The organism is Streptomyces lydicus (assembly GCF_000717345.1).
GTDB lineage: Bacteria > Actinomycetota > Actinomycetes > Streptomycetales > Streptomycetaceae > Streptomyces > Streptomyces lydicus.
Genome location: NZ_JNZA01000013.1, coordinates 44,463 through 65,877 on the forward strand (window position 1 = coordinate 44,463; position 21,415 = coordinate 65,877).

At 73.6% G+C, this 21,415-nt stretch carries 18 protein-coding genes and 5 tRNA genes; 14 read left to right on the forward strand and 9 right to left on the reverse strand.

Annotated features, from left to right (window positions below):
- Nucleotides 1–40 precede the first annotated feature (40 nt).
- Nucleotides 41–712 carry a lysophospholipid acyltransferase family protein gene (locus tag OO62_RS14380; RefSeq protein ID WP_033267784.1) on the reverse strand — a complete coding sequence of 224 codons (672 nt, stop codon included), beginning with the start codon at nucleotides 710–712 and terminating at the stop codon, nucleotides 41–43.
- Nucleotides 713–1,021: 309 nt separating this feature from the next.
- On the opposite strand from OO62_RS14380, the gene OO62_RS14385 reads away from it, so the two are divergent.
- Entirely contained in the window at nucleotides 1,022–2,158 is a 1,137-nt protein-coding gene (locus OO62_RS14385) for a glycerophosphodiester phosphodiesterase (RefSeq protein ID WP_033267785.1), read from the forward strand.
- 263 nt (nucleotides 2,159–2,421) lie between these two features.
- A complete protein-coding gene (locus tag OO62_RS14390) occupies nucleotides 2,422–2,937 on the forward strand; it encodes a GNAT family N-acetyltransferase (protein ID WP_033267786.1) in 516 nt (171 codons plus the stop codon).
- Between the two features lie 64 nt (nucleotides 2,938–3,001).
- Here the strand turns inward: OO62_RS14390 and OO62_RS14395 are convergent, their stop codons facing one another.
- Both OO62_RS14395 and OO62_RS14400 read right to left on the reverse strand, forming a co-directional pair.
- Nucleotides 3,002–3,436, reverse strand: a complete 435-nt coding sequence (locus OO62_RS14395; protein WP_033267787.1) for a hypothetical protein — start codon at nucleotides 3,434–3,436, stop codon at nucleotides 3,002–3,004.
- 1 nt (nucleotide 3,437) lies between these two features.
- Entirely contained in the window at nucleotides 3,438–3,797 is a 360-nt protein-coding gene (locus tag OO62_RS14400; RefSeq protein ID WP_033267788.1) for a hypothetical protein, read from the reverse strand.
- Between the two features lie 125 nt (nucleotides 3,798–3,922).
- Here OO62_RS14400 and OO62_RS14405 point away from each other — a divergent pair, with 125 nt between their 5' ends.
- The 9 genes from OO62_RS14405 to OO62_RS14445 all read left to right on the forward strand — a co-directional run bounded on the left by OO62_RS14405 (nucleotide 3,923) and on the right by OO62_RS14445 (nucleotide 16,694).
- Nucleotides 3,923–4,570, forward strand: coding sequence for an HAD-IA family hydrolase (locus OO62_RS14405; protein ID WP_033267789.1), 648 nt, complete (start codon nucleotides 3,923–3,925; stop codon nucleotides 4,568–4,570).
- 377 nt (nucleotides 4,571–4,947) lie between these two features.
- Complete coding sequence (locus OO62_RS14410) at nucleotides 4,948–6,024, forward strand: methionine ABC transporter ATP-binding protein (protein WP_033267790.1); 1,077 nt, start codon at nucleotides 4,948–4,950, stop codon at nucleotides 6,022–6,024.
- Entirely contained in the window at nucleotides 6,021–6,758 is a 738-nt protein-coding gene (locus OO62_RS14415) for a methionine ABC transporter permease (RefSeq protein WP_033267791.1), read from the forward strand. Before OO62_RS14410 ends, OO62_RS14415 begins: the two co-directional genes overlap by 4 nt.
- 94 nt (nucleotides 6,759–6,852) lie before the next feature.
- Complete coding sequence (locus OO62_RS14420; RefSeq protein ID WP_033267911.1) at nucleotides 6,853–7,710, forward strand: MetQ/NlpA family ABC transporter substrate-binding protein; 858 nt, start codon at nucleotides 6,853–6,855, stop codon at nucleotides 7,708–7,710.
- 240 nt (nucleotides 7,711–7,950) lie between these two features.
- On the forward strand, nucleotides 7,951–8,586 hold the full coding sequence (locus OO62_RS14425) for a GNAT family N-acetyltransferase (protein ID WP_033267792.1): 636 nt from the start codon (nucleotides 7,951–7,953) through the stop codon (nucleotides 8,584–8,586).
- Nucleotides 8,587–8,768: 182 nt separating this feature from the next.
- The gene (gene cbiE, locus OO62_RS14430) at nucleotides 8,769–9,989 is read left to right on the forward strand and encodes a precorrin-6y C5,15-methyltransferase (decarboxylating) subunit CbiE (RefSeq protein WP_033267793.1); all 1,221 of its coding nucleotides are present in this window, start codon (nucleotides 8,769–8,771) and stop codon (nucleotides 9,987–9,989) included.
- 236 nt (nucleotides 9,990–10,225) lie between these two features.
- Nucleotides 10,226–14,404, forward strand: a complete 4,179-nt coding sequence (gene cobT / locus OO62_RS14435; RefSeq protein WP_033267794.1) for a nicotinate-nucleotide--dimethylbenzimidazole phosphoribosyltransferase — start codon at nucleotides 10,226–10,228, stop codon at nucleotides 14,402–14,404.
- Between the two features lie 173 nt (nucleotides 14,405–14,577).
- Nucleotides 14,578–15,816, forward strand: a complete 1,239-nt coding sequence (gene cobA, locus OO62_RS14440; RefSeq protein WP_033267795.1) for a uroporphyrinogen-III C-methyltransferase — start codon at nucleotides 14,578–14,580, stop codon at nucleotides 15,814–15,816.
- A gap of 53 nt (nucleotides 15,817–15,869) precedes the next feature.
- Nucleotides 15,870–16,694: a TrmH family RNA methyltransferase gene (locus OO62_RS14445; protein ID WP_033267796.1), complete on the forward strand. Its 825-nt coding sequence runs from the start codon at nucleotides 15,870–15,872 to the stop codon at nucleotides 16,692–16,694.
- Between the two features lie 228 nt (nucleotides 16,695–16,922).
- Here the strand turns inward: OO62_RS14445 and OO62_RS14450 are convergent, their stop codons facing one another.
- Nucleotides 16,923–18,302: a serine/threonine-protein kinase gene (locus OO62_RS14450; protein ID WP_033267797.1), complete on the reverse strand. Its 1,380-nt coding sequence runs from the start codon at nucleotides 18,300–18,302 to the stop codon at nucleotides 16,923–16,925.
- Between the two features lie 629 nt (nucleotides 18,303–18,931).
- Between OO62_RS14450 and OO62_RS14455 the strand changes: the two genes are divergently transcribed.
- The 3 genes from OO62_RS14455 (at nucleotide 18,932) to OO62_RS14465 (ending at nucleotide 20,771) form a co-directional block, all read left to right on the forward strand.
- Nucleotides 18,932–19,141 (forward strand): hypothetical protein, encoded by a 210-nt coding sequence (locus OO62_RS14455; RefSeq protein WP_033267798.1) that lies wholly within the window; start codon nucleotides 18,932–18,934, stop codon nucleotides 19,139–19,141.
- Nucleotides 19,142–19,388: 247 nt separating this feature from the next.
- On the forward strand, nucleotides 19,389–20,414 hold the full coding sequence (locus OO62_RS14460) for a phosphotransferase family protein (protein WP_033267799.1): 1,026 nt from the start codon (nucleotides 19,389–19,391) through the stop codon (nucleotides 20,412–20,414).
- A gap of 75 nt (nucleotides 20,415–20,489) precedes the next feature.
- Nucleotides 20,490–20,771 (forward strand): TFIIB-type zinc ribbon-containing protein, encoded by a 282-nt coding sequence (locus OO62_RS14465; RefSeq protein WP_077191962.1) that lies wholly within the window; start codon nucleotides 20,490–20,492, stop codon nucleotides 20,769–20,771.
- A gap of 61 nt (nucleotides 20,772–20,832) precedes the next feature.
- On the opposite strand, the gene OO62_RS14470 is transcribed toward OO62_RS14465, so the two are convergent.
- The 5 genes from OO62_RS14470 to OO62_RS14490 all read right to left on the reverse strand — a co-directional run bounded on the left by OO62_RS14470 (nucleotide 20,833) and on the right by OO62_RS14490 (nucleotide 21,289).
- Nucleotides 20,833–20,904: transfer RNA gene (locus OO62_RS14470), tRNA-Val, on the reverse strand.
- A 34-nt stretch (nucleotides 20,905–20,938) separates the two neighbouring features.
- Nucleotides 20,939–21,010: transfer RNA gene (locus tag OO62_RS14475), tRNA-Val, on the reverse strand.
- 24 nt (nucleotides 21,011–21,034) lie between these two features.
- Nucleotides 21,035–21,106, reverse strand: a tRNA-Val gene (locus OO62_RS14480).
- 1 nt (nucleotide 21,107) lies between these two features.
- A tRNA-Cys gene (locus OO62_RS14485) sits at nucleotides 21,108–21,181 on the reverse strand.
- 35 nt (nucleotides 21,182–21,216) lie between these two features.
- A tRNA-Gly gene (locus OO62_RS14490) sits at nucleotides 21,217–21,289 on the reverse strand.
- Between the last annotated feature and the right edge of the window lie 126 nt (nucleotides 21,290–21,415).

Sequence of the window (21,415 nt, forward strand, 5' to 3'; positions counted from 1 at the left end):
TCCGCGGTCGGACGGGGCCCGTCGGGCAGAAAGCGGGAGGTCAGGCGGCGGCCCGGGCCTTGGTGGCGTAGATGTCGACGTACTCCTGGCCGGACAGCTCCATGACGTCGCTCATCACCTCGTCGGTGACGGCCCGCAGGACGTAGCGGTCGCGGTCCATGCCGTCGTACCGGGAGAAGTCCAGCGCCTCGCCGAAGCGGACGGTGACCGGGGCGATCCGCGGCCGGCCCTTGCCGCCGGGCTGCACCTTGTCCGTACCGACCATGGCGAACGGGACGACGGGCGCGCCGGTCATCAGGGCGAGCCGGGCGATGCCGGTACGGCCGCGGTAGAGGCGGCCGTCGGGGGAGCGGGTGCCCTCGGGGTAGATGCCGAACGCCTTGCCCTGCTCCAGGATCCGGCGGCCGGTCATCAGCGCCGCCACCCCGCCGTGCCCGCCGTCGCGGTCGACCGGGATCATGCCGGCGCTGGTGAAGAACCAGGCCATCAGGCGGCCCTTGACGCCCTTGCCCGTGACGTACTCGTCCTTGCCGATGAAGTACACCGGGCGCTTGACCACCAGGCTCAGGAACAGCGAGTCGATGAAGGTGACGTGGTTGCCGGCAAGGATGACCGGTCCGGTCGCCGGAATGCGCTCCATGCCCTCGACCTTCGGGCGGTACAGGACACGCATGACGAATCCGAGAATCGCCTTCAGCACAATGCGGGACAACGGGCCCTCCGGGTCGTGGCTGGTCAACGTCGAGTGAGCGCAGAACTCTGCAGCCCAGGACGATACTCGCGGGTCAGTCCCGCGCGCACATCGGGTTCATGAGGTCGATACGCACAGTTGACTCACGGTTGACGTGTGTTACCACCATGTTCCCCCTGATGTCGGTGCGCGTCTCCCCGGCATGACCCGTCCGTGCCTACGATCGGCCCGGTTCCACGGGCGGGTGCGCAACACGCCTTGACGCATCCCGGAAAAACACCCGGACGCACGCGGAACACCACTGGACACCGGACAACAAGGAGCGTGGGTATGCAGAAGCGGCAGCAGCCGGGACGGCGGACGGTGCTGGGGGCGGCGGCCCTCGGGGCGGGAGCGGCGGTGCTCGGCGGAGCCGGGCAGGCGAGCGCCGCCGGGCGCGACGGTGCGCCCCGGGAACTGCCGGTGCCGCTGATCGTCGGCCACCGCGGCGCCAGCGGCTACCGCCCCGAGCACACCTTCGGCTCCTACCAACTCGCCCTCGACATGGGCGCGGACGTCATCGAGCAGGACCTCGTCCCCACGAAGGACGGCCACCTCGTGTGCCGTCACGAGAACGACATCACCGCCACCACCGATGTCTCCGCGCACCCGGAGTTCGCGGCCCGCAAGACCACCAAGACCGTCGACGGGGTCCAGCTGACCGGCTGGTTCACCGAGGACTTCACGCTCGCCGAACTCAAGACGCTGCGCGCCAAGGAGCGCATACCGGGGACCCGGCAGCACAACACCCTCTACGACGGCCGGTGGCAGGTGCCGACCTTCGAGGAGGTCCTGCAGTGGGCCGAGCGCGAGGGCCGCAAGCGGGGCCGCCGGGTGTGGCTGCACATCGAGACCAAGCACCCCACCTACTTCCGCAAGCTGGGCCTCGGCCTGGAGGAGCGGGTCGCCGAGGCGCTGCGCGCGCACGGCCGGCACCGCAGGAACTCCCCCAACTTCCTCCAGTCGTTCGAGCCCAGCAGCATCCAGCGGCTGGGCAAGCTCGTCGACTGCCCCAAGGTCGTGCTGCTGGGCACCCTCAAGGACCGCCCCTGGGACTTCGTGGCGTCCGGTGACCCGCGCACCGTCGCCGACCTGGTGAAGCCCGAGGGCCTGCGGTGGATCGCCGGCTTCGCCGAGGGCATCGGGCCGGACCTGACGGTGATCATCCCGCGGGACAAGGACAACAAGCTGGGTACGCCCACGTCCGTCGTCAAGGACGCGCACGCCGCCGGGCTGGTGCTGCACCCCTACACCGTCCGCAACGAGAACACCTTCCTGCCCGCCGACTTCCGCAAGGGCACCGACCCCAACGCCTACGGCGACTCCCTCGGCGTCTTCAAGGCGTACCTCGCCACCGGCATCGACGGCCTGTTCTCCGACAACTGCGACACCGCGCTGCTGGCCGCCGCGGAGTTCCGCAAGCGCTGAACGGCGGGCCCGCGCGCCCGCCGGCCGGGACCGGCGCCGGCTTCTCCGGGCTTCCCTGCTCGCTCTCATCTGAGTTGGGAATGTCACAGAGGAGCCCGGTGCCGGTCCGTTCCGCTTGTCCCAATTGCCTGCGCAGAATGCTCGTGGCGGAGATTGCCGCCGCCACATTCCGGGGAGTCCGGAAGTCAGGGCACCACGTCCGGGCGCACACCCCTCTCACCCTCGCGCGCCCGGGCCCACCGAACAAGGGGAGGCATACGCGCATGGGCACGAGCGTGACCATCTCTGCGGCGACCGACCAGGACGCCGAGCAGATCCTCAAGCTGCAGTACCTCTGTTACCAGACGGAGGCCGCGCTGTACGACGACTACGGCATCGAGCCGCTCACCCAGACGCTGGCGGACCTGCGGGCCGAACTGGGCGCGGGCTGCGTCGTGGTGGCCCGGCTCGGCGAGGAGGTGGTCGGGTCCGTGCGCGGCACCGTCGACGAGGACGGCACCGCGGCGATAGCCAAGCTCATCGTGCACCCCCGGCTCCAGCGGCACGGCCTCGGCGGACGGCTGCTGGCCGCCGTCGAGGAGCGGCTGGCGGCCGAGCGGTCGGCCCGGCGCTACCGCCTGTTCACCGGCCACCGCAGCGAGGGCAATCTGCGGCTCTACCGCAGCCACGGTTACGCACCGGTGGCCACCGAGCAGCTCGGCCAGCGGCTGAGCCTGGTCACGCTGGAGAAGGAGATCCGCCAGGAGGCGGCCGCCGCGGAGTTCGTGGCCCAGGCGTAGGACGCCGGGGGCCGGCGGTACGACGACGGGCCCGCGCCGGCGCGGGCCCGTACTCCGCGGGACGCTACGCCGGACGGGCCCGGCGCAGCCACAGCATGCCGGTGACCGGCAGCAGGACCGGGATGAAGAGGTAGCCCATCCCGTAGTCCGACCAGACCGTGGCGTCGGGGAAGGCGGACGGCTCCAGCAGCGTCCAGGTGCCGACGGTCAGCACGCCGACGAGCTCGGCGGCACAGCACACCAGCGCCGCCCTGCGGGCCGTGTTCCCGCCGCGGACGAGCGAGTAGGTGATGAAGCCGTAGACGACGCCGGCCAGCGCGGACAGCGTGTACGCGAGCGGGGCCCGGTCGAAGTCGGTGGCGATCTGGACGACGGAGCGGGACACCGCGCCGACCACCATCACGCCGTACAGCCAGACCAGCAGGATGCCCGGACCGGTGATCAGTTTCTGCCGGGTGCGGGGCGCACCCTCACCGGCGGCGTTGTCGGTCGCCGTCACCTCAGCCTCCCCAGATGTCGAACAGACGGACCTCGAGCACGGCCAGCACCACGCCGCCCGCGGAGACCGTCACCGAACCCCAACGGGTGCGCTCCGCGAGGGACATGAACCCCGCCGCGGGAACGCACGCGAACGCGCCGAGCAGATACGCCACGAAGATCGTCGTGCCCTGCTCCGGCTTCCCGCCGCGCGCCAGCTGGACGACACCGATGACCAGCTGGAGCAGGGCGAGCAGCGTCACCACGGCCATGCCGATGAAGTGCCAGTCCTTGGTCTGCTGGTCACGGTAGGCGGCGAACCCGCACCAGGCGGCGAGCGCGAGCGCGGCCACGCTGGTCGCGACCGTCAGGGCATCAAGCATGCGGCAGACCCTATTACGGCCCAAAAGGCCCGATGCGCGCGCCCCCGCCGGGACGAGGGGGTGAACGCGGGGCGCTTCCGGGCGGCCGGACGGGCGCGGCCGAGCGGCCCGTACGCTCGTTCACCATGAAGATCTCCGCGGACGCCCTCCTCTTCGACAACGACGGAACGCTGGTCTCCTCCCTGGAGTCCGTCCAGCGCTGCTGGACCAGGTGGGCCGCGGAGTACGGCCTCACCGAGGAGGAATTCGGCCGGGTCGAGCTGCACGGCCGGCCGGCCGCCGAGATCGTCGCCGATCTCCTGCCGGCCGCCCGGGTGCCCGAGGCGCTGGCCCGCATCGAGCAGTTGGAGGTCGAGGACACCGCCGGGGGAGTGACGGTGCTCCCCGGTACCCGTGCGCTGCTGGAGAGCCTGCCGCCCGAGCGGTGGGCGGTGGTCACCTCCGCGACCCGCCGGCTGGCCGAGGCCCGGCTGGCGGAGGCCGGGATCCGTCCCAAGAACCTGATAGCCGCCGACGACATCAGCCGCGGCAAGCCGGACCCCGAGCCGTTCCTGCTGGCCGCCGCGCGCCTGGGCGCCGACCCCGCGCGCTGCGTGGTCTTCGAGGACGCGCCGGCCGGGCTGGCCGCGGGCCGCGCGGCGGGGATGACGACCGTGGCGTTGACCACAACGCACCCCGCTCATGAGCTGTCCGCGGACGTCGTCGTCGGGGACCTGTCGGCGGTGTCCGCGCAGGCCACGGCGGGGGCGGTGGAGATCACCGTCGCGGACTGAGCCGTTGTCCACGGACCGATCACGCCTGTCCGTAATCCGGACACGTTTGATCGGTCCGTACTGCTGTCTGCTTTACTTGCCGCCATGACCACGACGAGCTACCGCACCCCTGCGACCGAGGCGTACCTGACGCCCGGTGCTCGTTGCATGTGTCGAATGTGTGACCGCTGAGGGCCCCCGCCTGAGCCTCGCGCCCCGAAGCGAGACCCTGCCGTGCCGTACGTCGCTCCCCGACGCCCCCGGCCGCCCCGCGTCACCGGAACCCGGAGCCGGGCCCCGCGCCCGCCGCCACTCCGCGTTCCCCTCTGCCGCACTCGCAAGAATGCCCCGTGCCCGGCGGGCGAGCCGCCGAGCACTCGACAGTGACGGAATTCCCTGTGATCACCACAACGGGCCTGACCAAGGTCTACCGTTCAGGAGACCGCGACGTCACCGCCCTGGACGGCGTCGACCTGCACGTCCGAGAGGGCGAGGTGTACGGCGTCATCGGACAGAGCGGCGCCGGCAAGTCCACCCTCATCCGCTGCCTCAACCTCCTGGAGCGCCCCACCTCCGGCACGGTCACCGTCGCCGGCCAGGAGCTGACCTCCATCGCCGGGCGCGGCAAGCGCGCCGGCGCCCGGCTCCGCGCCGCCCGCAGCCACATCGGCATGGTCTTCCAGCACTTCAACCTGCTGTCCTCGCGCACCGTCCAGGACAACGTCGAGCTGCCGCTGGAGATCCTCAAGGTCGACCGGCGCGAGCGCTCCCGCAAGGCGCTGGAACTGCTGGACCTGGTCGGGCTCGCCGACAAGGCCAAGGCGTACCCCGCCCAGCTCTCCGGCGGCCAGAAGCAGCGCGTCGGCATCGCCCGCGCCCTGGCCGGCGACCCCAAGGTGCTGCTCTCCGACGAGGCGACCAGCGCCCTGGACCCGGAGACCACCCGCTCCATCCTGACGCTGCTGCGCGACCTCAACCGCCAGCTCGGCCTGACCATCGTCCTCATCACGCACGAGATGGACGTCGTCAAGACGATCTGCGACTCGGCCGCGCTGATGAAGAACGGCCGCGTCGTCGAGCAGGGCACGGTCGCCGAGCTGCTGGCCACCCCCGGCTCCGAGCTGGCCCGTGAGCTGTTCCCGGTGGGCGGTGAGCCCTCGGCCGACGACCGCACCGTCGTCGACGTCACCTTCCACGGCTCGGCCGCGACCCGCCCGGTCATCTCCGAGCTGGCCCGCACGTACAACGTCGACATCTCGATCCTGGGCGCCGCCATGGACACCGTCGGCGGCAAGCAGATCGGCCGGATGCGCATCGAGCTGCCCGGCCGCTTCGAGGAGAACGTCGTGCCCATCGGCTTCCTGCGCGAGCAGGGCCTCCAGGTCGACGTGGCCGAGGTGGCCGACACCGCCGACGCCGCCGACCTGACGATCCCGGCTCCCGCCGCCCAGCTGCAGAAGGAAGGTGCCAAGTGAGCTGGAACGAGATGCAGCCGCTGCTGTACGACAACACCCTCGACACCCTCTTCATGGTGTGGTGGTCGACGTTCTACGCGGTGCTCTTCGGCGTGCCGGCCGGTGTGCTGCTGCATCTGACCGCCCGCGGCGCCATCCTGCAGAACGTCGTCGTGAACAAGGTCCTCGGCGCGATCGTGAACGTCGGACGGTCCTTCCCGTTCCTGATCCTGATCGTCGTGCTGATCCCCTTCACCCGGCTCCTCGTCGGGGTCTCCATCGGCCCGACCGGCGCCGTCGTCCCGCTCGCCATCGCCGCGATCCCGTTCTTCGCCCGGCTGGTCGAGGCCGCCCTGCGCGAGGTCGACCACGGCCTCGTCGAGGCCGCCCAGGCCATGGGCGGCGGCACCTGGACCATCGTCTTCAAGGTGCTGCTCCCGCAGGCGCTGCCCGCGCTGGTCGCGGCCGTGACCACGACCGTCATCCAGCTGATCGGCTACTCCGCGATCGCCGGCGCGGTCGGCGGCGGCGGCCTGGGCAACCTCGCCTACACCTACGGCTACCAGCAGTACGAGACCTCGCTGATGATCACCACCGTCGTGGAACTGATCCTCCTTGTCACCGTCGTCCAGCTGCTCGGGGACCTCGTCGTCCGCAGGCTCGCCCGCCGCGGCACCCGCCCCTCCTCCGTCGTACGCGTCGGCCTGCGCCGTGCTCGCACCGAGGAGCCGGCCGCCGTCACCGAGGCGGCCTGACCCCCAAGCCACCCGCTCCACCCAGAGCCCGGACCCTTTGCCGGGCGGACACCACACGTGCACCCGTCGTGTGAACCAGAAAGAGGCACTCTTCGTGCGTAACACCGTCAAGATCACCGTGGCCGTCGCCGCCGCCTCCGCCGTCGCCCTCGGCGCGAGCGCCTGCTCGGCGCCCTCCGACACCACCGCCAGCAGCGACAAGAGCGACAAGAACGCCCCCCTCGTCGTCGCCGCGAGCCCCACCCCGCACGGCACCATCCTCGACTTCGTCAAGAACAAGCTGGCGGAGAAGGCCGGGCTCAAGCTCGTCGTCAAGCCGTTCAACGACTACAAGATCCCCAACAAGGTCACCGACGACGGCCAGGTCGACGCCAACTTCTTCCAGCACAAGCCGTTCCTGGACACCTTCAACAAGGAGAACGGCACCCACATCGTGCCCGTCCAGAACGTGCTCATCGAGCCGCTCGGCGTCTACTCCAAGAAGATCCACAAGCTCTCGGAGCTCAAGGCCGGCTCCACCGTCTCGGTGCCCAACGACCCCTCCAACGAGGGCCGTGCGCTCAAGCTGCTCGCCGACAACGGCGTCATCACCCTCAAGCCGGGCGTGGGCTCCGACGCCAAGCTGACGGACGTCAAGGACGACAAGGGCATCAAGATCACCGAGCTGGAGGCCGCCCAGACCGCGCCGCGCATCGACGACGTCGACGCCGCGATCATCAACGGCAACTTCGCCATCGGCGCCCACCTCAAGCCCTCCAAGGACGCCCTGGCCCTGGAGAGCGCGAAGAACAACCCCTACGCGAACTTCCTCGCCGTCAAGAAGGGCAACGAGAACGACCCCCGGGTCAAGAAGCTCGCCAAGCTCCTGAACTCCCCCGAGGTCAAGAAGTTCATCGAGGACAAGTACAAGGACGGCTCGGTCATCCCGGCCTTCGGTCCCGCCAAGGGCTGACCCGACGCCCGCTCCTCGTACGGCAGTCACCCGTCCGCAGGTCACCGCAGGTGACCGGCACACGGACGGCGTCCCGGGCCCCGGACCCGCGCAGCGCGCGGCCGGGGCCCACGCGCGTGGCACAGCCGCGGGCCGATGCTGCATGCTGGTGCATTCAAGACGGTCAAAACGGCCCGTGACCTCGCGGCAGTACAGTCCGCGACGTCCCGAACACCAGGTCAACGGCGTTGGAGCAGCGGCATGACACCCACCTTTCCGGACATCTCCATCAGCACGGACCGGCTGGTACTGCGCCCCTTCGACGAGGCCGACGTCCCCGCCCTCGCCGAGATGATGACCGACGAGATGGTCACCGCCTGGACCGCGCTGCCGCACCCGTACACCACCGCGCACGCCCGCGCCTGGGCCACCGGCAAGGCCGCCGCGGTACGCACCGAAGGCCGCGGCATCGCGCTGGCGGTCACCGAGTTCCTCACCCAGCGCCTGGTCGGCACCCTCCACCTCGACCACACCGACTGGCGGATCCGCAGCACCGAGGTCGGCTACGTCACCGCCCCCTGGGCGCGTGGCGAGGGCTACGCCTCGGAATCCGTCCTCGCGGTCGCGCAATGGCTCTTCCGCGACCAGAATTTCGAGCGCATCGAACTGCGCACCGCCGCCGACAACACCGCCTCCCAGCAGGTCGCCCAGAAGATCGGCTGTATCAGCGAGGGCGTGCTGCGCAACGCCTGGATAGCCCGCAGCCGTACCGAGGACGGCGGCTGGACGGACATCCGCACCGACCTGATCGTGTGGAGCCTGCTGCCCGAGGACCTCGAAGGGGTCCCCGGCCGGCTCGCCGACGCGAACGGATTCAGTTACCCCGAGTGGAACTGACCCGGGCCCGCGCCCGGACCCGCACCGCTCGGGGTACTCTCGCCCTGCCGCGTACCGCGCGACCAGCGCGGACCCGCGCACCACGGCGGCACCTCCACCGGCCCGCGGTCACCCCCGCGGCTCCCTCCGGACGCCGCCGCCCCTGCCCGCGTACCCACAGCAGCCCCAGGAGACTGACGAGCATGGCCGACCGGGTCACGGTGATCGGATGGGACGGCTCCCCGCTGACCGACGCGGCCCGCTCCGCCCTGGGCGCCGCCACCCTGGTGGCCGGTGCCGCCCACCACCTCGCACTTCCCGAAGTCCCGCCGCGGGCCGAACGGATCCGGCTCGGCAGCGTGGCCCTCGCCGCCCGCCGGATCGCCCAGCACCGCGGCACCGCCGTCGTGCTCGCCGACGGCGACCCCGGCTTCTTCGGCGTCGTACGCACCCTGCGCGCACCCGAGTACGGCCTGGAGGTCGAGGTCGTCCCGGCGGTCTCCTCCGTCGCGGCCGCCTTCGCCCGGGCCGGCATGCCCTGGGACGACGCCCGCATCGTCGTCGCCCACAGCCGCGACCTGCGTCGCGCGGTGAACGTCTGCCGCGCCCACACCAAGGTCGCGGTGCTCACCTCGCCCGGCGCCGGCCCCGCCGAACTCGCCCTGCTGCTCGACGGTGTGCACCGCACCTTCGTCATCTGCGAGGAACTCGGCACGGACCGGGAGCAGGTGACAGTCCTCACATCCGACAAGGCCGCCGACCACGTCTGGCGCGACCCCAATGTCGTCATTGTCGTGGGCGGTTCCCCCGGCGGTGCCGCGGCCCAGGGGACCGGCTGGCTCGCCGGCCACGAGGTCGGCCACCCGACGGGGCCGCGCGGCTGGGGACTTCCGGCCCACGCGTACGGCGGAGTCCTGGGCGAGGGCGAGTCCGTCCAGCTGCGCACCGCGCAACTCGCCCGCCTGGGGCCGCAGGTGGGCGACCTGGTCTGGGACATCGGCGCGGGCGCCGGCGCCGCCGCGGTGGAGACGGCCCGCTTCGGCGCCGCGGTCATCGCGGTCGACGCCGCCCCGGAATCCTGCGAGCGCACCGCCGCCCTCGCCCGCCGCCACGGCGTCCAACTCCAGGTTGTCCACGGCCGCGCGCCGCAGATCCTGGAGGACCTGCCCGAGCCCGACGTGGTGCGGGTCGGCGGCGGGGGAGCGGAGGTCGTCACCGCCTGCGCGGCCCGCCGCCCCGAACGGATCGTCACCCACGCCGCCACCCGCGACGAGGCCGAATCGCTCGGCCGGGCACTGGCGGACGGCGGCTACGACGTCGAGTGCGCCCTGCTCCAGTCCGTCGACCTGGACACCTCCGCCTGGGTCGAACGCGAGCGCTCCGTGGTGTTCTTGCTCAGCGGGTATCGCGTTCCTCACCCGTGACCAGCACGGCAACCCGCGCGAGGTAGGCTGGCGGATCGTTGCGCCGCCGTCCCGCATTCGGCTTCGTACGCCAATATCCGGAAAATGCCGTGGTTTTGGATGAATATGAAGCTCTGGAGAGCGGACGTGCCGCGAGGCGTGCTCGCTCGTTCTAGCTATCGGGGCGTCGGCGCGCCCCGGTCGAGCGCGTCGCACGAGCGGTTGGAAGGAGCACTACCAATGGGCGAGGGGTACGCATGACCGACACCGGCCAGGTCCCGGGCGAGGGGCAGCCGGAGAACGCAGGCGGACATCCCGGGCAGCCGCAGCCGGCGGCCGCTCCCTCCCCTGCCGACGCCGGACCCACGGAGCTGCCGGGCATGGTGACCCCTCCGGGCGAATACCCCTATGTCGACCAGGCGGACGGCGTCGTCGAGGACGACGACCTGCTGCTGATGCCGGGCGCCCAGGGCGCCTGGAGCGAGCAGCCGGCGGCGCAGCCGTACCCGCAGCCGCAGGACACCCACCAGGGCGTGCCGTTCGACGCCACCGCCCAGGCGGCCACCGGCTTCGAGCCGCTGCCCGACCGGGCCGGTGACCACGAGAGCGGCGGCCGGGACTCCGGTTCCGTCGACCTCAGCGCCGTCCGCATCCCGCAGCCCGCGGCACCCCAGCAGCCGGACCGCGCCCGCGCGGCCGCGCCGCAGCAGCCGGACCCCGCCCGCACCGGCGCGCCCGCCCGCCGCCCGCTCCACATGGGCCCGCCGGTCCCCGACCCGACCAGCGGCGTGGTCCGTTCACTCGCCGACCGCGGCCCCGCGGACTCCCCGGCGCGGCACGCCGGCCCGCCGACCGGCGGCCCCGAATACTTCGACGCCCCCGCCGAGGCCCCCCAGGGTGCCGAGGCCGTGCCGGGCGCCCAGCCGCCCGCTGACCTGCCGTACGAGCAGGCCGCCGGCGAGGCGCCCGCCGACCGGCAGACCGTCCCGGCGTACGGCGAGCAGCAGCAGTACGGCGACCCGTCCTACGGCGGCCAGTTGTCCGCCGAGCAGACCTACGGGGCCGCCGGCCAGGGCCCGTTGCCCGGCCCGCAGCTCGGCGAGATCCCGTCCCAGATGCCGCCGTGGGGCGAGGCCCCGGCCCCGGCCGCCCAGGTCGCGGAAGCGGCTCCGGCCGCCCCGGTCGCGGAAGCGGCTCCGGCCGCCGGAGCAGCCCTGATGGCAGAAGCAGCGCAGGTCGCGGAGACCGCTCCGGTCGCCGAGCCGGGCACGCCCGCCGAGGCCCTCGCACCCGCCGCCGAGGCCGCCGCGCAGGACACCGCCCTCCCGGCCGAGCAGCCGCAGCCGATGCCGCTGCCCCTGCCGGCGGAGGACGCCGCCGGGACCGTCGACGCCCCGGCCGCCGCCACGGACGCGGTGGAGACCGGCGCGGCGCCGGACGCCGCAGCGGCCCAGGACGCGCCGGCCGAAGCCCCGGTGGAGGCCCCGGCGCAGCCGCAGGACGCCGCGCCCCAGGACGTCGCCCCGCAGGACACCGCGGACGCCGCTGCTCCTGAGGCCGTCGCGGCCGAGGCCGCCGGTCCGCAGCAGGCCCCGGCCGTGCAGGCCGACGCCGAGCCGGTCCCCGCACCCGACGCCGCCGCGCAGGGAGCCGCCGCGGACGGCCCCCAGCAGCCCGACGGCCAGCAGCCCGCCGCTGACCAGGCCCCCGCCGCCACCGAGCCCCCGGCCACGGCCGAGACGGTCGCGGCGGAAGCGACCGCACCCGAGACGGTTGCTCCCGAACCGGCCGCGCAGCCCGCACCCGAGCAGCCCGCCGCCCCGGCCGATGCGGCCCCCGCGCCGCAGGAGGCCCAGGCCCCCGCGCCGCAGGACGCCGACCAGCCGTCACCCGCCGGCGAGGCCGAGGCCGCCCCGGCGGACGCCGCCGACCGGCCGGCCGCCGAGGACCGGGCCGCACCCGAGGACACCGCCCCGGCCGAGACCGCCGCCCCCGCGGACGATGCGGCGGCCGCCGAGGCGCCCGCCCCCGCCGCCGAGGCCGCCCCGGCGCCCGTCGCCGCTCCGCAGGGCCCCGTCGCCCTGCCCGTGCCCGACGCCGCCGACGCGCCCGTTGAGCAGACGGTCATAGAGCCGCCCGAGGCGCAGCAACCGGCCGACGGGCAGCCGCAGCCCGGCGCCCCCGTGGACGCCGCAGGGCAGCAGACCGCCGAGGCGCCCGCACCGGAGCCCGAGCCCCGGGCCGCGGCCGCCCCGGCCGACGAGCAGCCCGTAACGGCCGGCGAGGACCTCCCCGCCGAGCCGGCCGCAGACGTGGAAGCGAGCACCGACGTGGCCCTGCCCGCCGAGGACGCCCCGGCCGACGACACCGCGGCCGCCCCGGCTCAGCCCGTGGCCGCCGACGACCCGGCCGCCACCGCGACGGAACCGGTCACCGTCCAGATCCCCGCCCAGGCGACCGGCGACCGGTCCGAGGACCGGGCCGCGGCGCCGGCCCCCGAGGACGGCACCGTCCCGCAGCCCGGCCCCGCCGACGGCGACCACCCCGCGGCGCCGGAGCCCCACGCCGGCACCCCCCAGCAGCAGGACGCCACCGCGCTCGTCCAGCTCGGCGAGGACGCCCAGGACGACGAGCAGCCGCACGCCGCGCAGCAGCCTGCGGAGAACCTCGCCGCCGACGACCCGGCCGGCCCCCCCGGCTCCACCGCGGCCGCCGGGTACGACGACTCCGAGCGCGCCGCCGTGCACCGCGTGATGCGCGAGCGCCGCGACATCCGCAACGGCTTCCGCAGCGACCCGATCCCCAACGAGGTGCTGCTGCGCGTCCTGGAGGCGGCCCACACCGCCCCCAGCGTCGGCCACTCCCAGCCCTGGGACTTCGTCGTCATCCGCTCCGCGGAGACCCGCGAGAAGATGCACCAGCTCGCCATGCAGCAGCGCGAGGCGTACGCCAAGTCGCTGCCCAAGGCGCGCGCCAAGCAGTTCCGCGAGCTGAAGATCGAGGCGATCCTCGAGACGCCGGTGAACATCGTCGTCACCGCCGACCCCACCCGCGGCGGCCGGCACACCCTCGGCCGGCACACCCAGCCGCAGATGGCCCCGTACTCCTCCGCGCTCGCCGTCGAGAACCTCTGGCTCGCGGCCCGCGCCGAGGGCCTGGGCGTCGGCTGGGTCAGCTTCTTCGACGAGCGGGAGATGGTCCGCGAGCTGGACCTGCCCGAACACCTCGAAGTCGTCGCCTACCTGTGCGTCGGATACGTCGACGAGTTCCCCGAGGAGCCCGAGCTGCTGCAGGCCGGCTGGTCCAAGCGCCGTCCGCTGTCCTGGGTCGTCCACGAGGAGACCTACGGCCGCCGCGCGCTGCCCGGCGAGAGCCCGCACGACCTCCTCCAGGAGACCCTGCAGGGCATCCGCCCGCTGGACGCCAAGGCGCTCGGCGAGGCGTGGGAGCGGCAGAAGCGGATGACCAAGCCCGCCGGGGCGCTGGGCATGCTGGAGATCATCTCCGCGCAGCTGTGCGGCCTGTCCCGCAAGTGCCCGCCGCCCATCCCGGAGCCGGCCGCCGTGGCGATCTTCGCCGGCGACCACGGGGTGCACGCCCAGGGCGTCACCCCCTGGCCCCAGGAGGTCACCGGCCAGATGGTCGCCAACTTCCTGGGTGGCGGCGCGGTCTGCAACGCCTTCGCCAACCAGGTCGGCGCCGAGGTGTGCGTCGTGGATGTCGGCGTGGCGAGCGAACTCCCCGCCACCCCAGGGCTGCTGCCCCGCAAGGTCCGCGCCGGCACCGCCGACTTCACCGTCGGCCCGGCGATGACCCAGGAAGAGGTGCTCAAGGCGATCGAGGTGGGCATCGAGACCGCCCGTGACCTCGTGGCGGCCGGCAACAAGGCGCTGCTCACCGGTGAGATGGGCATCGCCAACACCACCACCTCCGCCGCGCTGATCGCCGTCTACACCGGCGTCGACCCGGTCGAGGTCACCGGCCGCGGCACCGGCATCAACGACGAGACCCACGCCCGCAAGGTCGATGTGGTCCGCCGCGCCCTGGAGCTCCACCAGCCCGACCCGGCCGACCCGATCGGCGTCCTCACCGCGATCGGCGGCTTGGAGCACGCGGCCATGGTCGGCCTGATCCTCGGCGGCGCGTCCCTGCGCACGCCGGTCATCCTGGACGGGGTGAGCGCCGGCGCCGCCGCCCTGGTGGCCCGGGCCATCGCCCCCGAGGCGCTGGCCGCCTGCATCGCGGGTCACCGCAGCGCCGAGCCCGGCCACGTCGCCGCGCTGAACAAGCTCGGCCTGCGCCCGCTCGTCGACCTCGATCTGCGCCTCGGCGAGGGCACCGGCGCCCTGCTGGCCCTCCCCGTCGTGCAGAGCGCGGCCCGCGCCATGCACGAGGTCGCCACCTTCGACTCCGCCGGAGTGACGGAGAAGAGCTGACGCGGAGCGGCCGGAACCGGCCCGCCTCCGCATGACCCCCGGCCCGCAGCCCCATAGGCTGTGGGCCGGGGCCGTACGCCTCCAGGGCAGTACCCTCGCCCTCAGCCGCTCCAGAGCCGCAGCGACTGAGCCGGTCTCGAACCCGCACCATTCGCACAAGGAGCCACACCGCCATGGCCGAGCACGCCGCCGAACACGCCGCCTACCCCGTCGGACTGCGGCTGTCCGGCCGCCGGGTGGTCGTCCTGGGAGCCGGGCAGGTCGCCCAGCGCCGCCTCCCCTCGCTCGTCGCCGCAGGTGCGGACGTCCTCCTCATCTCCCCGTCCGCCACCCCGTCCGTCGAGGCGATGGCGGACGCCGGCGAGGTCCGCTGGGAGCGCCGCCGCTACCGCTCCGGTGACCTCGACGGCGCCTGGTACGCGCTGATCTCCACCGACGACCCGGAGGCCAACACCGCCGCCTCCCAGGAGGCCGAGGACCGCCGGGTGTGGTGCGTACGCGCCGACGACGCCGAGGCCGCCACCGCCTGGACCCCGGCCACCGGCCGCAGCGAGGGCGTCACCGTCGCCGTGCTCACCGGCCGCGACCCGCGCCGCTCGGCCGCGGTACGCGACGCCATCGTCGAGGGCCTGCGCGACGGCAGCATCGCCGCCCCGCACCACCGCCGCCCGCACACCCCCGGCGTGGCCCTGGTCGGCGGCGGCCCCGGCGACCCGGACCTGATCACCGTCCGCGGCCGCCGGCTGCTCGCCGAGGCGGACGTCGTCATCGCCGACCGGCTCGGCCCCCGCGATCTGCTCGCCGAACTCCCGCCGCACGTCGAGGTCATCGACGCGGCGAAGATCCCCTACGGCCGGTTCATGGCCCAGGAGGCCATCAACAACGCGCTGATCGAGCACGCCAAGGCCGGCAAGGCCGTGGTCCGTCTCAAGGGCGGCGACCCGTTCGTCTTCGGCCGCGGCATGGAGGAGGCGCAGGCGCTCGCCGAGGCCGGCATTCCCTGCACGGTCGTGCCCGGCATCTCCAGCACCATCTCGGTCCCCGGCGCCGCCGGCATCCCCGTCACCCACCGCGGCGTCGCCCACGAGTTCACCGTGGTCAGCGGCCACGTCGCCCCCGAGGACGAGCGCTCGCTGGTCGACTGGGCCGCGCTCGCCAAGCTGCGCGGCACCCTCGTCGTTCTGATGGGTGTGGAGAACAGCGGTGCCATCGCCGCCAAGCTCATCGAGCACGGCCGCCCCGCCGGCACCCCGGCCGCCGTCGTCCAGGAGGGCACCACGGCCGCCCAGCGCCGGGTCGACGCCACCCTCGCGACGCTCGGCGAGACGGTACGGGCCGAGGGCGTGCGGCCGCCCGCGGTCATCGTCATCGGCGACGTCGTCACCGTCGCCGCCGCCCCTACCGACAAGTAGCCGATCGGGTAGGCGGCATTGGAACCTCGACACCGACAAGGCACTATCTCCCCGTGGCAGAAATCATCACCGTCGACGACCCGGCCGACCCGCGGCTGGCCGACTACACCGGCCTGACCGACGTCGAACTGCGGCGCCGGCGCGAGCCCGCCGAAGGACTCTTCATCGCCGAGGGCGAGAAGGTCATCCGGCGCGCCCGGCACGCCGGCTACGAGATGCGCTCGATGCTGCTCTCCTCGAAGTGGGTCGATGTGATGCGCGACGTCATCGACGAGGTCCCGGCCCCGGTCTACGCGGTCAGCCCGGACCTCGCCGAGCGGGTGACGGGCTATCACGTGCACCGCGGCGCGCTCGCCTCCATGCAGCGCAAGCCGCTGCCGCCGGCCGCCGAACTCCTCGCCGGCACCCGCCGCATCGTGGTCATGGAAGCAGTCAACGACCACACCAACATCGGCGCGATCTTCCGCAGCGCGGCGGCGCTGGGCATGGACGCGGTGCTGCTCTCCCCGGACTGCGCGGATCCGCTCTACCGCCGCTCGGTGAAGGTCTCGATGGGCGCGGTGTTCTCCGTGCCCTACGCCCGCCTGGAGAGCTGGCCCCGGGACCTGTCCGCCGTACGGGAGGCTGGCTTCAAGCTGCTCGCCCTCACCCCCGCCGAGAAGGCGACCACCATCGACGAGGCCGCCCCGCACACCCTGGAGCGGGCGGCCCTGATGCTGGGCGCGGAGGGCGGCGGCCTCTCCACCGGTGCCCTGCGCGCCGCCGACGAGTGGGTCCGTATCCCGATGGCCCACGGCGTCGACTCCCTCAACGTGGGCGCCGCCGCCGCAGTGGCCTTCTACGCGGTGGCCACCGGCCGCCCCACGGGGGCTTCCTAGCCAGGTGGGGCCAGGGGGCGGCGAGGGCTGATGGGGCGGCAAAGCCGCCCCTCCGGCGGGAATAACCGCCCCCCACCGCCCCGTTGAGGCCCCGAAGGGGGCCCTCGCACCCCCTAGGGATTCTGTTCCCCCACCCCGTAGGGCCCGCCGCCCCCGGGACCCTTCCTCCGGGGGCCACCGTCCCCCAGGCCCCCTCCACCCCGTAAGACTCGCAAGACCCGCCCGTACCTAGGGCCCCTCGGTGCTCCCGGCTGACCCCGCGCTCCCGGCCGACTCCGCGGTTCCCGACGAAGCGGATCCGGACGACGCGATCGGCACCGCCCGCTCCGTCCCCAGTCCGCGGGCGGGCCCCTGGCAGCCTTGCGCCGCCGCGATACCGAGCGCCACCAGCAGCGTCACCACGACGAACACGATGATCCGCTGGCGCAGCAGCCGCCGGTCGGGGCCCGGCCGCCGGCCGCCCGAAGCCGTGCGCACCGGGGTACGAGAACCGTTTCGCCCCGTCGGCCGCGAGGCCGGGACCCGCCCGGTGCTCCGCCCGCCGGTCCGCGGGTTCTTCCCCGTACCCGACGCCGGGCCGGCCGGCCGGGCCGCCGCGTCCCGCGGCACCGCCGGCCGGGACGGGTGCGAACGCGGCGCCGACGAGCCGGCCGTCCGCCGCTCGGTGCGCTGACGGGCGTACTCCTCGGCCCGCCGCCCGGTCGGCCGCTCCGACGGACGGCGCTCCGCGCGCGCCCAGCCGGCCCCGCCACCGGTGCCGTTCTCCAGGGGGCCGCCCGACAGACCGTGCGCCTCACGGGCCGCGATCTCCTTGAGCCGCAGCGACAGCGACAGGGTGCTGGGGCGGTCCGCCGGATCCTTCGCCAGACAGGACGCGAGCAGCGGCGCCAGCGCGTCCGGCACCCCGTCGAGATGCGCCTCCTCGTGGACGACCCGGTAGAGCATGACCTCCGAACTGCCCTGTCCGAAGGGCGAGTCCGCGGTGCAGGCGTACGCGAGGGTGGCGCCCAGCGCGAAGATGTCGGTCGCCGGTGTCACGGCGGCGCCGCGCACCTGCTCCGGCGCCAGGAAGCCCGGCGAGCCGACGGCCGTACCGACGTGGGTCAGCGTGCTGGCGCCGGTCGCCCAGGCGATGCCGAAGTCGATGATCCGAGGTCCCTTGGGGGACAGCAGGATGTTGGACGGCTTCAAATCGCGGTGCACCACGCCCGCGTCGTGGACGGCCAGCAGTCCCTCGGACAGCGCGGCCCCGATGGAGGCGACCTGCGCCGGGGACAGCGGGCCTTCCTCGTTGACCTTGTCGTGCAGCGAGGGCCCGGGGACGTACTGCGTGGCGAACCAGGGACGGTCCGCGTCGAGGTCCGCGGCCACCAGCCGGGCCGTGCAGCCGCCGCGGATCCGCCGGGCCGCCGACACCTCGCGGGCGAACCGCGAGCGGAACTCCTGATCCTCCGCCAGGTCCGGCCGGATCACCTTCAGCGCCACCCGCTGCCCGCGCTTGTCCGAGCCGAGGTAGACCACGCCCATCCCGCCCGCGCCGAGCCGGCGGTGCAGCCGGAACGTCCCGACGACACGCGGGTCCTCGCGTCGGAGCCGCATCATCGCCATGTCCGTCCCCTACCTGCGGGGGGAGGCCCCTCCGCTGCCCAACCGTCTGACGTGGCACAGCTTACGGATTGACGGCTCACTGTGCTGAGAGGCCGCGCATGCGTCGGCGACCGGATTGTCAGTGGCGGGTGCGATCCTCGCGGTGTGGGAGGGAATCGGCCGCGGTACGGCCCGACTTCCTGTGCGACATCCCAATGTTCCGGCACAGAAGGGGGATTGGCGCCATGAAAGGTGACGGACCGGGACGTCCGGTGATGCCGGTGCCCTGCCGCGGGCGCGCCCCGGGGCGGCGGGGACGGCGCGCCGCGGGACGGGGGCGGCCGCGCTCGGGGGAGTGGCCGAAGTGAGCGAGGTCACGCCGAGGTCATGGCGAGGGCGCCCGCGACGGCCCGTGGGGCCACGGCCGCGCCGGTTCCCCTGGGGGATGTCCCCAGGTACCCGGTGCCCTCTCTCCACCCAGGGGAGTACGCGAGACACAGTGGCGTCATCCTCCTGGAGGCCGACCAATCGATACGACGGCATGACGCCCGTCGCCCGCCGCGTGCCTAGGGTTGTTCTCAAGCGGCGGGCGCAGCACTCGTCCCCCGAGGTCAGACGCCCGCCGCTCCGAACACGACGGGAGCGGGACGATGGATCGGATCTCAGGACGGACGGCCCTTCGGGTGCAGGGGCGCAGGTTCGCCTCAGTGCTCGGCGGCCACCAGTCCTCGGGAACCCGCCATCCCCTGGTCGCAGTGGCGATGGTGCTGCCGCTGGCGATCGTTCTCGCCGTGGTCTTCGGCGGCTGGGAAGCCGTCATCACACAGGCGTCGTCCGTGGTCGGATTGCTGGGGCGCTGAGCGGCGCCCCGGGCCCGGGAGAGCGGCCCGGGACGGGGACTCCGGCTGAATACCCCGTGGGGACGGGGGTGCGGCGGACGGCACGAACGGCCGGGCATCTGGGGAGATGCCCGGCCTTCGAGCGTTCCCGGCCGGTCACCGGGTCCCGCCGCCCCGCAGGGCGCGTACGATCCCGGATCGGGCCGCTCGGGCCCGCAGGACCGTCAGCGGCGCACCCGCCCGCGCCGCACCCGGGGGAGGGGACACCATGACCGCGCCGTCGCCCGGCCCGCTGGCCGCCCTCTCCGCCCTGGCCGCGGCGCACGCACCCGCCGGCGCCCCGGCCCCCGCGGTGCTCGCCGACCGCCCCGACGGCACGGTCGTCCGCAGCGGCCGTACGGTCGCCAAGGCCCACGCCCACGACGCCGATCCGCGGGAGCTCGCCGCCCGCCTCCGGATCGCCGCCCACCCGCTGCTGCACGGCATCCTCCTGCCGCCCCTGCCGGTCACCGCCCCCGAGGGCTTCCTCACCCTCACCGAGGACGGCCGCGCCCTCAGCCGCTGGCCGTACGGCAGCCCGGTCCCGCCCGATGATCCCGACGCCGCGCCCTGGGAGGACGCCGCCCGTCTGCTGGCCCGGCTGCACGCCGTCGATGCGGGCCAACTCCCCGGGCCCCTCCCGCCGATGCGCGGCCCCGCCAAGGCCGCCCGCGCACTGGCCCGTATGCGCGGCGCCCTGGACACCGCCGACGTGCCCGGCCCCCGGGGTGCCGCCTCCACGGCCGCCCCCGGGCACCTCCGCGCGGCCGCCGCCGTGATCGAACGCGCCTGGTCCGGGCTGCCGTCCTGGGCCCGGGGTGCCGCCCCGCCGCCCCGCGCCGGCACCCTCTGCCACGGCGATCTGCACCTGGGCCAGCTCGTCCGCCATCCGGCCGCCGAAGGCCCCTGGCTCCTGATCGACGTCGACGACCTGGGCCTGGGCGACGGCGCCTGGGACCTGGCCCGGCCCGCCGCCTGGTTCGCCACCGGCCTGCTCGCCCCGGACATCTGGACGCGCTTCCTGGCCGCCTACGGCGCCGCCGGTGGCCGCGCGGTGCCCCCGGACGGCGATCCCTGGCCCGACCTGGAGGTTCCCGCCCGCGCCCTGACCGTGCAGACCGCCGCGCTCGCCGTCGCCAAGGCCGCTGCCGGGTCGCGTCCCCTGGACGGGGTCGAGTCCGCGGTCGTCGACGCCTGCGCCCGGATGACTTCCCTACCGCAGCAGTTGGGGCCGCCCGGCCCCGACGTAGGGTGAACACCTCGCCGCCGGGGGTCCGTTCCGGCGGCGCCGTAGTGAGCAGCACCGAATGTGACAGGAGTTGAGCCGACGATGCAGTGCCCCAAGTGTCATGCACCGATGCACACGTACAACCGCAATGGCGTCCAGATCGAGCAGTGCGCGGGCTGCCGGGGGATCTTCCTGGACTACGGGGAGCTGGAGTCCCTGACCCGCCTGGAGGCGCAGTGGGTCCAGCAGGCACCGCCGCCGCCCGCCCCGCAGGCGTACCCCGCCGCTCCGGCCTGGGGCGCCCCGCACCAGGGCCACCATGGTCACCATGGGCACCACGGTCATCACCACCGCAGCTTCGGTCACATGCTGTTCTCCTCCTGACGGAAGAGCCGCACAAAGCCAGAGGGCCGGAGCGATGTGCTCCGGCCCTCTGGCGTGAGTGTGGACGATACTGGGATTGAACCAGTGACCTCTTCCGTGTCAGGGAAGCGCTCTCCCGCTGAGCTAATCGTCCTCGGGGCCGCGGATCACGAAGATCCGCAGCTGCGTGCGCGATACTGGGATTGAACCAGTGACCTCTTCCGTGTCAGGGAAGCGCTCTCCCGCTGAGCTAATCGCGCGGGGGCCCGGTGAAGCCGGACCAGTGGACGATACTGGGATTGAACCAGTGACCTCTTCCGTGTCAGGGAAGCGCTCTCCCGCTGAGCTAATCGTCCTTGGAGGTGGAGACGGGATTTGAACCCGTGTAGACGGCTTTGCAGGCCGTTGCCTCGCCTCTCGGCCACTCCACCAGGAGTGAGGGGGTTCGGGAAGATCCCCCACATCGAGCGGACGACGAGACTCGAACTCGCGACATCCACCTTGGCAAGGTGGTGCTCTACCAACTGAGCTACGTCCGCAGGTGTCTCTCCCAGACTACGTCCGGGAGCTACTTGGCCTCCGGGGCGCTTCCGCGTCCCGGCGACGTGTTGAACTCTAGCGGATTCCGGGGCCAGTACAAAAACGCGTTTGTGCAGCGTGCTGCG